Origin of the sequence: Paenibacillus amylolyticus (assembly GCF_050990605.1) — a bacterium.
Lineage (GTDB): Bacteria > Bacillota > Bacilli > Paenibacillales > Paenibacillaceae > Paenibacillus > Paenibacillus amylolyticus_H.
Genome location: NZ_CP158832.1, coordinates 4,683,444 through 4,694,968, shown reverse-complemented (window position 1 = coordinate 4,694,968; position 11,525 = coordinate 4,683,444). Strand labels below are relative to the sequence as shown.

Here is an 11,525-nt window from a genome sequence, read left to right as displayed (position 1 = left end):
GATGAAAAAGTTTAAAGTAATCACCCGATTCCTGTCTATACTCGTAGCCAGTTGTTTATTGTCTTTAAGTGTATTATCTGTATCTGTGATATGGGTTAAGAATAACGTTCATGCGGTGCCTGTGATCCAGCCGTTTGAACGTGATTAGCACATAAAATGAAGATGAAGGAGTGGTAACGGATGGTAAAGAGAAGGAAATATGTGTTGGCCTGTGCGGCATTAGCGATGATGGTGGCCTTGAGTGCTTGCAGCAGCGCGGCAGACGAACCGACAGGTGATACTGAGAAGGTGGACACCGAAGTTACCTCCGGAACTGGTGAACAAGCGACTAATGAAGGTGCAAGCGAAGCAACAACAAGTGCAGTGACCGAGATGGAGGGTAAGACTGCGCCAGCCGACTCCGATTCAGATAGTGGTGAGGAAGCCGCTGCTGGAACCAATGAGTTGCCGGAGAACTTGCCAAGTGATTTCCCAATGCCGGAAGATGCAACGATTCGTTTAGCCAATTCTGGGGAGAATGAAGGCAAGCAATCGGCCATGGTGATTATCTCCACTGAACAAGATATGAAAACCGTATCTGAGCTGTATAAAGATTACTTCAACGCCAAAAAGTTGACGGATGCGGGTCAGACGATCGATGACAAAAATATTATCATTCAGGGAACCGATCCGGAAACGCAGGATGTCTGGTCCTTGATTGGAGGAACATTGGCGGGACAGGAAGGCGTCATTGAACTGACGTTGACCTGGACAGAATCATAAGCAGAAGATAAGGGGCTATTTTTCTTTCCTGCTTTCTGCCTTCCTAAAATAACGAATGAACGCCATAATACCTTGCATACGGAGCCGCATTATTGCTGCACCGCTGCAAGGTATTTTTATTTCGAACTGGAAACCTGACAGGTTACATGGTATGTTATATCATTATAAACAGAGTAATAGACAACTATAGAAGAAGACAGGAGAGGATTGAACATGATTAGAGTGGGTATTGTTGGTTACGGTAACTTGGGTAAAGGTGTAGAGAAAGCCATTTCCCAGAACGAGGATCTGGAACTGATTGCTGTGTTTACACGTCGTAATCCGGAGCAGATGGTCGCTGAAAGCACAGAAGTACGTTTTGAGCATATCTCTGCAGCGGAGCAATACATAGGCAAGATTGATGTTATGATCCTCTGTGGTGGTTCTGCAACCGACCTTCCAGAGCAGACACCAGCCATTGCCAAGTTGTTCAATACGGTAGATAGCTTCGATACACATGCGAAGATTCCTGAATTCTACAAGGAAGTTAATGCTGCGGCAGAGCAAGGCGGTCACGTAAGTGTCATTTCCACAGGTTGGGACCCAGGCTTGTTCTCCATGAACCGTCTGCTTGCACAGTCCATCCTGCCAGAAGGAAAAGAGTACACGTTCTGGGGCAAAGGTGTGAGCCAAGGCCACTCGGATGCTATTCGTCGTGTTCCAGGCGTTAAGGCGGGTGTACAGTATACTGTACCTGTTGAAGAGGTGATCAACCGCATTCGTGCAGGGGAGACACCAGAGCTGTCTACACGTGAGAAACATCTGCGTCAATGTTATGTGGTAGCAGAAGATGGTGCTAATCAGGATGAGATCCGTGAGACGATTGTGTCGATGCCTAACTACTTTGCAGATTACGATACAACTGTAACGTTCATTAGCGAAGAAGAATTGAAATCCGAGCATGAAGGTATGCCGCATGGTGGATTTGTTATTCGCAGTGGGGTTACAGGTGCCGGTCAAAAGCAAATTATTGAATTTGGTCTGAAACTCGACAGCAATCCTGAATTTACAGCAAGCGTACTTGTAGCGTATGCAAGAGCCGCACAACGCTTGAGCGTGGAAGGACATAAGGGAGCGAAAACGGTATTTGATATTCCGCTCGGTCATTTGTCTCCAAAATCGGCTGAAGATCTCCGCCGCGACTTGTTGTAATTCTGCTTCATTCCAGTGATTTTATAGAAACAGCTCGTCCTTGGATGTACAGGACGAGCTGTTTTTTTGGCTGTTGTTGTATACGATTCATACATTCATATGAATTAGCAGGTATATTCCTGCCTGTATCCCTGCTCGTGCTCTTGTGGAAAAGGCATCCTACACCCAGTGTGAGGGAATGTTAAGATGATCCGGCAACTTGGTATTCACATTACCTTTGGCTGCATTAATCTGGGATTGCGTCAGGAAGATGCCACCTCTCAGGTCTGCATCGCCCAGATCCGTATCCCGCAAGTCTGCGCCAATCCAATCCGCATTTCGTGTATCTGCATTTCGGAGATCGGCTGCGATCATTAAAGCCCCTCGGAAGCTTGCGCCCCTTAGGTCAGCCCCTTTTAAATTGGCACCAAAAAAGTCACTTCCGGAACGTTTTTTACTCTTCTTCGACTTCCCTTGTCCATGAGCGGTGGGTGGCACATTCGCGCGTACCATCTCACTTGCCTGGACCAAGAGTTGATTCACACTGGACCGATAACTGGCGATGTCCAGACGGAGAAGAGCCGCAGGCTCCAGATTGCTCAAGCGCTCAACCTCCTCATATAACTCACCAAATGCCGAGTGAAGGGATGACGTCTCCGGTCTCATCATCATTTCCTTCATATAACTGAGCAACTCGTGAAGTTGTCGCAAGGCAGGCAGACAATCGAACATCTCGTTTGCAGACTCTGGATGATCACGCCAATCTTTGCCCGCGTAGGTCACTTGGGACAGCTTCTGTCCAGCTCCGAAACAGTCATATACCGTGCAACCTTTGAACCCTTTCTGCCGAAGCTTGGTATGGATACCGCAGCGATTGTCCGTGCGCAGATTGGGACAGGGTGTGCCGCTGGCTTTATCAAAAGCAAAGTCAGATGACTTGCCATAGGGCAAGGCAACACAGCACAGGCCAAAACATTGCTCACAGTCTGCGCTAAGATGAGGACTCGCAGTGCTGGCAAATGGTTGGTTAGACAATGTAAACACTTCCTTATAATAGTACAAATAGATGGAATTACGTCAGTACCACTGTACCATTGCCTTGCGATTAGAGCAATTCTAATCAGTTTTCTCGTTCTATCCATCGAAGGTAGGGAAGAAGCCGAGTGAGTTGCCTTTACAATTGAGTTACTCAAGGGAGAAAGTATATGAGCTACTCCTCATGTGGAGGACAACAAATGCATACAAGGAAGAAGGGAATTCGTGTATGGATTGCAGTATTGATAACGAGTTGTTGTGTGGCTATAGACAGGATGGAAGATATGCGATTAATCATGCCCTAGTGAACATATAGATGAAACAAACCGCCTTCCATCATCGGGGAGAGCGGTTTGTTTCATCTCATGTGGTTACCCTATCAAGAGGGAATACAGATGAATTATCATGCATGGTAGGTCAGCAGATCAGTATATCCGCACAGGGTTATTCTAGCTCGGGATCGATAGGATACGTATGACTGCCCGTACTTACTTCCTGAAAGATATCATTCGAATTGGTATTTGTTAGATTGGGAGTGCCTCCCAACAGTTTTTCCAAATCACCCATGGTGACGGGACGAGCGTGCGGCTTTAGAGCATAAGCAAGTTGGCCATTCGGTTCCAATGTTGCTATCTCCAGATCGCTCAGGTTGGATATTCCATTTAGTCGTAACTGGGTTTCTAACTGATCTACGGTGTAACGCATTTTTTTTAAATTAGTGATGCTGATCTCACCATTCTCTACCACGATTTTGGAGCTTCCGCTCAATAACCGTTCGAACAGATTAAATTTAATCTTTAGTCTCTCTACCAAGAGCAGTGTTGCAATAAAAACGGTGGCTGACCCAATTGCCTTTCCTAGTTCATGATTTGCAACAGGTTGCACAATGGTTGTACCGATTGAGATCATGATGACTGTAGTAGCGACATTCATTTGTGAGATTGATTTGCGCCCTGCAATTCGTAGAAGAATCATACCTACGAGTACTAACAAAATGGATTTCCATATCCAGTCCATGGTGATTCTCCTTTAATTCAAATATTATCTTTTTTCGTTAAAGGTAGCTTGTTCTGGAGATGAAACGTTTATACAACAAATCAGCAAGCGTTTCTCTGTTGATTACTGAGAGACGCTTGCTGATTAAAGTTATTCTATATCATTCCTATTAGTATTAAACTACACCTTGAGCAATCATGGAATCAGCTACCTTGAGGAAACCGGCGATATTCGCTCCGGCTACGAGGTTGCCTTCACAGCCATACTCTTCAGCAGCTTCTACACAGCTGGTGTAGATGTTCTTCATGATGTCATGCAACTTGGCGTCTACTTCTTCAAATGACCAGGACAACCGCATGCTGTTCTGTGACATTTCAAGAGCAGACACGGCTACACCGCCGGCATTAGCCGCTTTGGCTGGACCGAACAGCACGCCTGCGCCGTGGAAGACGTCAATGGCAGCCAGGGTGGAAGGCATATTCGCGCCTTCGCCAATGGCCTTCACGCCACCTTTGATTAGAAGGGCCGCAGCTTCTTCATCGATCTCATTTTGCGTCGCACATGGAAGAGCAATATCACAAGGGATAGACCAGATGCCTTCACAGCCTTCGGTATATGTAGCATGCGGATGTTCTTTGATGTATTCGCTGATGCGAAGACGATCAACCTCTTTCAGACGTTTCACGGTATCCAGGTTGATGCCTTGTGGATCGTGTATGTAGCCACCTGAGTCACTACACGCCACGACTGTAGCTCCAAGCTCCTGGGCCTTCTGAATGGCATAGATGGACACATTACCAGAGCCAGAGACAACGACTGTGCTGTCTTGGAAGCTGAGCCCCTTGGATTGCAGCATCTCCTTCACGAAGTACACACAGCCGAAGCCAGTTGCTTCTTTACGTGCCAAGCTTCCTCCGTACAGCAGTCCTTTTCCTGTCAACACGCCTGCTTCATGCCCGCCATGGATACGTTTGTATTGGCCGAACATGTAACCAATTTCCCGTGCGCCTACACCAATGTCACCTGCCGGTACATCCGTATCGGAACCGATATATTTGTACAGCTCTGTCATGAAGCTTTGCGTGAAACGCATGACTTCCAGATCCGATTTTCCTTTGGGATCGAAGTCAGAACCGCCTTTACCACCGCCAATGGGCAGACCGGTCAAAGCATTTTTGAAGATCTGTTCGAAGCCAAGGAACTTGATGATGCCCGAGTATACAGAAGGATGGAAGCGAAGTCCACCTTTGTAAGGGCCAATGGCACTGTTGAATTGCACCCGGAATCCACGGTTAACCTGAACTTTGCCCTGATCATCTACCCATGGGACACGGAATGTGATTACACGTTCGGGTTCAACAAGCTGTTCCAACAGACTATGGTTCTTATACTTGGGGTGTGCTTCAATAACAGGAATAAGGGAATCCAGAATTTCTTTGACAGCCTGATGGAACTCGTCTTCGTACGGATTTCTGGCGACAACCGACTCGTAAACGGAATGAACATAATCTGCGGCAGTAACTTGAACGGACTCTGTAGTTTCTTTTGTTATCGTGGACACTTTTTCGATGCACTCCTTTATTGTGTTAAAGTCTGTAGAGGCTTATTTGCATAAATTGAATAAAAGTTTGTAGTTAAATATACAGGAAAGCAAATAAAAATACGAGATGAAAATTCATAAAATGTTTTTTATGCAGTAATTAAAATGTTCTATGGATCTACCACATGATGTGAAGAATTAAGTTATTAAATGGAAGATATGACCACAAATGATAATAAAAAAGCAAGTTAGACGAATATACTGGATTAAAATATTAGTTTTGGTAAGATGGTAAGAAGGTCTCGTATCCCGGGGTCTTTTTATAATATAAAGGAGGAAAACAAGATGATGAAGAGAAACATGCCAATCAACATGGAGAACAAGGCTTGTATAGGGGGTGAAATTTACTATGAACCATAGGACTTCCCGCCATAATTGCAGAGAGAAGCTGGTGAGCCAGCTATTTACATTCGGTGAAGAGAAAAGAACATTTCTCGACGCCTATTTCGACGTGCGCGATCCAGAGCGGATACAGTTGGAAAAACAACTGTCGGCATATACGGAGTATGTGGAAAAACTGCTCCTGGGCCCGGATGAAGATCTGGACTCGGCTGTATTGATCGGCAGTCATATTGATTTTGAATATCTCGATTTTCATACATCAGATTCGTTCATGATTGTTATGCCAGAAGATACCGATCCTGATGAGGGGCGTATTTCCTTCCTCTCTCCAGTAGGGAGTCAATTACTGCTTGGCAGTGTAGGGGAAGTTAGGTCTGTTCATACACCATCAGGTTCCATGAGAATCCGCATCACGGGGATTGAGCTGAGGAGCGAAACCTTGAACGAGCCGGCCCTAGGGGGTGCAGATCATGCACTTTAAAGAGACAGACTTGCCAGGGATTGGGCGTAAATACTGGCTGCATACCCGTAGTGGTGAGCACTTGGTCATTGTGATTCATAACGACGAGCGACGTGACCTGTTCCATATGGAGTCAGGGGATACGCCTGAAGAGGTGGGCGATATGGTATCACTTGTCACCCTGGACGATGATGAAGCCCGGGCAGTAGCCGCCATCGTTGGTGGTATGACCTATAAACCGAAGTTTCAGGATGAGCGTGAAGTGATGCTTGAAGGGCTGTTAATCGAATGGCTGCGAATTGAACCTCACGCCGCAAGCGTTGGCATGACGATTGGTGAACTGGATATCCGTCAGGCTACGGGCGCCGTTATTCTCGCTGTTGTGACCAAGGATAAGGAGAAGCATTTTAATCCAGGCCCGGATTATGCTTTTACCGCTGGAGCTACAATTGTAGTTGCCGGTGAACGGAATCAGATCAAACATCTCAAACAATTGTTGACTGATGGACGGACTTAGCCTATGGATATGCTCATATTCGAAGTGGGAATTGCCGTTGCGCTGATTACACTTACTGGGCTGATATCTTCACGATTACGATTTTCGGTCATTCCGTTCTATATCCTGATTGGTATGGCTGTTGGACCACATGCACCACAGATCGGCATAGTGGATTTACGTTTTATCGAAAGTTCGACCTTTATTGAATTTATGGGCAGGCTTGGCATTTTGTTTTTGTTATTTTATCTGGGTTTGGAGTTCTCGGTCTCCCGTTTATTAAAGTCTGGTAAAGCCATTCTGACCGGGGGCATGTTCTATGTTGGTCTGAATTTTGTCTCTGGATTGTTGTTGGGGTGGTTCATGGATCTGCCCCTTCAGGAGACACTTGTTGTCTGCGGGATCATGACCAGCTCTTCTACAGCCATTGTAGCTAAAGTGCTGGTTGATCTGAAACGCACGGCAAACCCTGAAACAGAGATTATCATGGGCATGATCATGTTCGATGACTTGTTCATCGCGATTCATATCTCCATCCTGACTGGGCTTGTGCTCAGCGGGGCAACTTCATTCTTAAGTGTTCTACTGGTATCGCTGTCTGCCCTGCTGTTTATTGTGCTGTTCCTGATTATTGGCAGGAAAAGCATCAAATATATTGATAAGGCACTGAATATCAAGTCATCAGAGTTGTTCCTGCTTACCGTCATGACACTGCTCTTCCTGGTGGCTGGTTTCTCGGAGACACTACATGTAGCGGAAGCTATTGGAGCGTTGATGATGGGGCTTGTACTGGGCGAATCAAGGCATGTGAGTCGGATTGAACATCAGATTATGCCATTCAAAGATTTTTTTGGTGCGATTTTCTTCTTCAGTTTTGGCCTGACCATCGAGCCGGCTTCACTTGGCGGAGCTATTGGGATGACGATTATTGCTGTTATTCTGACGATCGCCAGTAACTATGGTGCAGGTATGATCGCTGGCAGATTGGCTGGAATGAGCCCTAAGGCCTCGTTGAATGTGGGCTTTACCCTGGTCTCCCGGGGCGAATTCTCCATTATTATGGCGAACATCGGCAAGGCCGGAGGGCTGATGGTATCCATCCAATCGTTTGCCGTGTTGTATGTGTTAATTCTGGCTGTGCTGGGACCTATTCTGACAAAAGAATCTCCGCGGATCTACGCACAGTATGAGCGTCTAAGGAAGCGGATGAAACGAAGGGAAACGGGTTGAGTCAAATGACTGTCCTTGAACAGATCGGGTATTCTGATCGTAGTGTTTAATAGGCGTCACACCATTCGGAGAGCGAAATTACTCCGGGGTGTGGCGTTTTTTTATTACTGGGAACCCATCCAATACAGGCTTGTTATTATATCAATTTCACCAAATTATGGTATGTATCCATATCTTGTGCGTGGTCATGAATGTTCAAGTCCACGGGCAGGACTATAGATGTGATTTGGTAGATAGGGATTGAAAATAAACAGTTATTATGTAAAATAATGTTATATTTAAATCTAGCAGTTGAATAGATATTTTACACGAGAACGTAGAGGACAGAAGAGACCTGAAGAAGCGGAGCTAAAAGCTTTCTGGAAGAAAGCTACTTCGTAAGCATGTACTTCGCCTTTATCAACAGATTTTCACCTTTGCAAAATTGAATCAAAAAATCTGGGGATAACAGTGATCGGAAGGTTATTCTATCATCGGAGTGGCAAGTGTAAATATTCTTTTGTTCAACTTATGTTTCAGTGTAACAGAAGGTAGAATGACGAGGAGGAATAGCTCATGAACAAGAAAAGTAGATTTCAACGGTTAAAATGGGCCAGTACAGGAATTTTGCTCAGTCTCGTATTATTTGCTCTACCTGCATCTGCTGCATGGAATGATACATATCAGGGTTATGCGACGTATACGGGCTCAGGTTACTCGGGAGGTGCCGTGTTGCTTGATCCCATCCCGGCGGACATGAAGATTACCGCACTTAATCCGTTCCAGCTCAATTATAACGGTGTCAAAGCTGCACTAGCGGGAGCCTACCTTGAAGTCCAAGGTCCGAAAGGCAAAACAACCGTCTATGTAACAGACCTCTATCCAGAGGGTGCCAGTGGAGCGCTCGATCTCTCCCCAAATGCCTTTAACCTGATTGGTGACCCAAAGGCAGGAAAAATCAATATCAGCTGGAAAGTGGTCAAAGCCCCCATCCAAGGCAACGTCTCCTATCGGATCAAGGAAGGCAGCAGTCAGTGGTGGGCAGCCATTCAGGTTCGCAATCACAAATATCCGGTACTGAAGTTTGAAGTGAAACAGAAGGATGGTACGTGGCTCAATCTTGAAAAGCAGGACTATAATCATTTCCTCGGAACTGGACTGGGCAAAGAAAAACTAAACATTCGTATGACCGATATTCGCGGTCAGGTATTAAATGACACGATCCCGGCTCTGCCTAATGATGGATCGGGTGGTGCGTACATCGTACCGGGCAATGTCCAGTTTCCAGATTGACAGATATAAGAAGGTGTTATAAAAAGAAGTATGTTCATTGACGTATTCTTAACGAAAAGTCGTACTTTGTACGGCTTTTTTGGGTACACGAAAAGAGGAGAATCAACCGTATGAAAAAAAGTTTGCCTTCATATCAGTCAACACATCCCTATTGGAAACAGTATCAGGCCTTTTTCCCGAAAGAAGTGAGGCTGGATGATGATACAGCTCCAGAAGAAGAATGGTGGGAGTTGAATGGGGTTCATCTGCATATCGATCGCTTACCTGCGCCAGAGTCTCCAATCAAAATTCTGTTCATTCATGGTGCGGGAGGCAATGGCAGGTTGCTCGCTCCGTATGCCCGAATGCTACAGCGACATGGATACGAGGTGGTATCGCCAGATCTTCCGCCGTATGGGTTAAGTTACGCCATGTCTGGTACACGTATCAACTATGAACTATGGATAGAGCTACTTGTGTCAGTTATTGAACGGGAATTCGAGAAAGATGGCAAGCCAATCATTGTACTGGGAAGCAGCATCGGAGGTATGCTTGCCTATCATACCAGTGCACGCAGCAAGCACGTTAAGGGTTTGATCGCAACTACATTTGTAGATACGAGTAATCAGGAAATGCGCGACCAGCTTGCGCCGAATCGTCTGGTGAGCCGGGCGGGAAAACGTATGATGGATCTGTTCCCTGGTCTGCTGGATGATGTACGTATTTCGGTCAAACAGGTATCCCGAATGCAACTGATTACTAATAACAAGGACTTAACCCGGCTTATTATGGCTGATCGACAAGCGGCAGCTACACGTATTCCGTTGGAATTATTAAGAACATTTTTTAATAAAAAACCGGAGGTAAGCCCGGAACAGTTCAACCAGTGTCCGGTCCTGCTGGTTCACCCTGAACTGGACCCCATGACACCGATCAGGTTCAGCCAATCTTTTTTTGATCGTCTGGTGGTGGATAAGGAATGCGTGATCTTGGAAGGGGCAGGCCATTTTCCTATTGAGCAGCCAGGACTGAAACAGTTGGAGGCGGCGGTACTACGATTTTTACAACAAATTCAATGATGACCACAGGCTACTACACTGCTTCGCATAAGATCGTTTACATATCCTAAGTACGTAAAACACCTCCCACTAAGGGAGGTGTATTTGAATGTTTTCGATATGAACTGCGCTACCGCCAACCTGAATCTGTGTGATTTCATTAGAGCTGTCCAAAGTTAATCTGGCTCGGATCTCGGAGGGGCGGTTCATGGTATACCCTTGTCTGATCGTGTACGTGTGAAGATGAGGATCTGTAAGCTGGTTGTATTGGGATAAATAACAGAGCATTGCACCATTGGATGTGCCCGTTGCGCTCTCTTCCGGTATATCATAAAGCGGTGCAAAATTACGGCATTCTGCCAGAACGTCCTCAGCATCTGATTCGAGTGTAAACACATGATAACCTACGGTATGATGAGCCTTGCATATTTCAGTGATACGCTGGAAGTCAGGGTCGATTTTGGTTAGAACATCAATATCTTTAACGGCTATCATGATATCGGGTAGCCCGGTAGACACAATCTGTACAGGTAGTTCGGAATGCAAATCCTCCATAGAAATACGTAACGAATCGGCAATCTGCTGTCGATCCACGATCTCCCCAAACTCCGGCAACGTCTGAGACAGATAGACTTCTCCATTGACTTCGATATCAACTTTAAGAATTCCGGCCAGTGTCTCCAGTGTATATGTACCAACATTAACGAGCTGCTGTGTCTTCATTAGATAAAATAAAGCAATTGTGGCATGTCCACATAGATCGACTTCATCACTTGGGGTGAAATAACGCACTTTGAAATCAGCCTGATCCGAGGGCATAACAAATGCAGTCTCTGAAAAACCGACTTGTCTGGCAATCTCCTGCATCTGGGTTTCAGACAAATGCGCTGCTTGTAAAACAACACCTGCGGGGTTTCCGCCATGAGCCTTGTCCGAAAATGAATGTAATGTACTTACTTCTACTTCCATCGTGTTACCTCGCTTGTTCAGTTATTGGGTTAAGATTTAACGTAGTCGATAATGGACATTATATCACGATTGTTGAACGGGCTTGTGAATCCCAGATTGCTGTGAATTTTGAATGAATAGGTCAAGTGATTGCTGGGAAAGGGTAATGAAGGGAGA

At 45.7% G+C, this 11,525-nt stretch carries 12 protein-coding genes; 8 read left to right on the top strand and 4 right to left on the bottom strand.

What is annotated here, in order from left to right; genetic code table 11:
* Position 1: 1 nt before the first annotated feature.
* The 3 genes from ABTV53_RS20835 to ABTV53_RS20825 all read left to right on the top strand — a co-directional run bounded on the left by ABTV53_RS20835 (position 2) and on the right by ABTV53_RS20825 (position 1,953).
* A complete protein-coding gene (locus ABTV53_RS20835) occupies positions 2-148 on the top strand; it encodes a hypothetical protein (RefSeq protein ID WP_017687030.1) in 147 nt (48 codons plus the stop codon).
* Between the two features lie 32 nt (positions 149-180).
* Positions 181-762, top strand: coding sequence for a hypothetical protein (locus tag ABTV53_RS20830; protein ID WP_433745993.1), 582 nt, complete (start codon positions 181-183; stop codon positions 760-762).
* A 213-nt stretch (positions 763-975) separates the two neighbouring features.
* Positions 976-1,953: a diaminopimelate dehydrogenase gene (locus tag ABTV53_RS20825; protein WP_372238418.1), complete on the top strand. Its 978-nt coding sequence runs from the start codon at positions 976-978 to the stop codon at positions 1,951-1,953.
* Between the two features lie 159 nt (positions 1,954-2,112).
* Here the strand turns inward: ABTV53_RS20825 and ABTV53_RS20820 are convergent, their stop codons facing one another.
* The 3 genes from ABTV53_RS20820 to gdhA all read right to left on the bottom strand — a co-directional run bounded on the left by ABTV53_RS20820 (position 2,113) and on the right by gdhA (position 5,524).
* Entirely contained in the window at positions 2,113-2,967 is an 855-nt protein-coding gene (locus ABTV53_RS20820) for a pentapeptide repeat-containing protein (RefSeq protein ID WP_433745990.1), read from the bottom strand.
* A gap of 444 nt (positions 2,968-3,411) precedes the next feature.
* Entirely contained in the window at positions 3,412-3,984 is a 573-nt protein-coding gene (locus ABTV53_RS20815) for a DUF421 domain-containing protein (protein ID WP_433745987.1), read from the bottom strand.
* 154 nt (positions 3,985-4,138) lie between these two features.
* Positions 4,139-5,524 carry an NADP-specific glutamate dehydrogenase gene (gdhA, locus tag ABTV53_RS20810; protein ID WP_433745984.1) on the bottom strand — a complete coding sequence of 462 codons (1,386 nt, stop codon included), beginning with the start codon at positions 5,522-5,524 and terminating at the stop codon, positions 4,139-4,141.
* 388 nt (positions 5,525-5,912) lie between these two features.
* Here gdhA and ABTV53_RS20805 point away from each other — a divergent pair, with 388 nt between their 5' ends.
* The 5 genes from ABTV53_RS20805 to ABTV53_RS20785 all read left to right on the top strand — a co-directional run bounded on the left by ABTV53_RS20805 (position 5,913) and on the right by ABTV53_RS20785 (position 10,421).
* Entirely contained in the window at positions 5,913-6,386 is a 474-nt protein-coding gene (locus ABTV53_RS20805; protein WP_076216429.1) for a GreA/GreB family elongation factor, read from the top strand.
* Positions 6,376-6,882 carry a cation:proton antiporter regulatory subunit gene (locus ABTV53_RS20800; RefSeq protein WP_036617317.1) on the top strand — a complete coding sequence of 169 codons (507 nt, stop codon included), beginning with the start codon at positions 6,376-6,378 and terminating at the stop codon, positions 6,880-6,882. The genes ABTV53_RS20805 and ABTV53_RS20800 overlap by 11 nt, the downstream gene beginning before the upstream one ends.
* 3 nt (positions 6,883-6,885) lie before the next feature.
* Positions 6,886-8,091: a cation:proton antiporter gene (locus ABTV53_RS20795; protein WP_433745980.1), complete on the top strand. Its 1,206-nt coding sequence runs from the start codon at positions 6,886-6,888 to the stop codon at positions 8,089-8,091.
* A 555-nt stretch (positions 8,092-8,646) separates the two neighbouring features.
* Entirely contained in the window at positions 8,647-9,363 is a 717-nt protein-coding gene (locus tag ABTV53_RS20790; protein ID WP_433745978.1) for an expansin EXLX1 family cellulose-binding protein, read from the top strand.
* A 110-nt stretch (positions 9,364-9,473) separates the two neighbouring features.
* The gene (locus tag ABTV53_RS20785) at positions 9,474-10,421 is read left to right on the top strand and encodes an alpha/beta hydrolase (protein WP_433745976.1); all 948 of its coding nucleotides are present in this window, start codon (positions 9,474-9,476) and stop codon (positions 10,419-10,421) included.
* A 69-nt stretch (positions 10,422-10,490) separates the two neighbouring features.
* Here the strand turns inward: ABTV53_RS20785 and ABTV53_RS20780 are convergent, their stop codons facing one another.
* The gene (locus tag ABTV53_RS20780; RefSeq protein ID WP_433745974.1) at positions 10,491-11,369 is read right to left on the bottom strand and encodes a PhzF family phenazine biosynthesis protein; all 879 of its coding nucleotides are present in this window, start codon (positions 11,367-11,369) and stop codon (positions 10,491-10,493) included.
* Positions 11,370-11,525 lie beyond the last annotated feature (156 nt).

Excerpts from the sequence above, each read along its gene's own strand:
- ABTV53_RS20835 (WP_017687030.1), top strand. The coding sequence starts at position 2 with ATGAAAAAGTTTAAAGTAATCACCCGATTCCTGTCTATACTCGTAGCC.
- ABTV53_RS20830 (WP_433745993.1), top strand. The coding sequence starts at position 181 with ATGGTAAAGAGAAGGAAATATGTGTTGGCCTGTGCGGCATTAGCGATG.
- ABTV53_RS20825 (WP_372238418.1), top strand. The coding sequence starts at position 976 with ATGATTAGAGTGGGTATTGTTGGTTACGGTAACTTGGGTAAAGGTGTA.
- ABTV53_RS20815 (WP_433745987.1), bottom strand. The coding sequence starts at position 3,984 with ATGGACTGGATATGGAAATCCATTTTGTTAGTACTCGTAGGTATGATT.
- ABTV53_RS20805 (WP_076216429.1), top strand. The coding sequence starts at position 5,913 with ATGAACCATAGGACTTCCCGCCATAATTGCAGAGAGAAGCTGGTGAGC.
- ABTV53_RS20800 (WP_036617317.1), top strand. The coding sequence starts at position 6,376 with ATGCACTTTAAAGAGACAGACTTGCCAGGGATTGGGCGTAAATACTGG.
- ABTV53_RS20795 (WP_433745980.1), top strand. The coding sequence starts at position 6,886 with ATGGATATGCTCATATTCGAAGTGGGAATTGCCGTTGCGCTGATTACA.
- ABTV53_RS20790 (WP_433745978.1), top strand. The coding sequence starts at position 8,647 with ATGAACAAGAAAAGTAGATTTCAACGGTTAAAATGGGCCAGTACAGGA.
- ABTV53_RS20785 (WP_433745976.1), top strand. The coding sequence starts at position 9,474 with ATGAAAAAAAGTTTGCCTTCATATCAGTCAACACATCCCTATTGGAAA.
- ABTV53_RS20780 (WP_433745974.1), bottom strand. The coding sequence starts at position 11,369 with ATGGAAGTAGAAGTAAGTACATTACATTCATTTTCGGACAAGGCTCAT.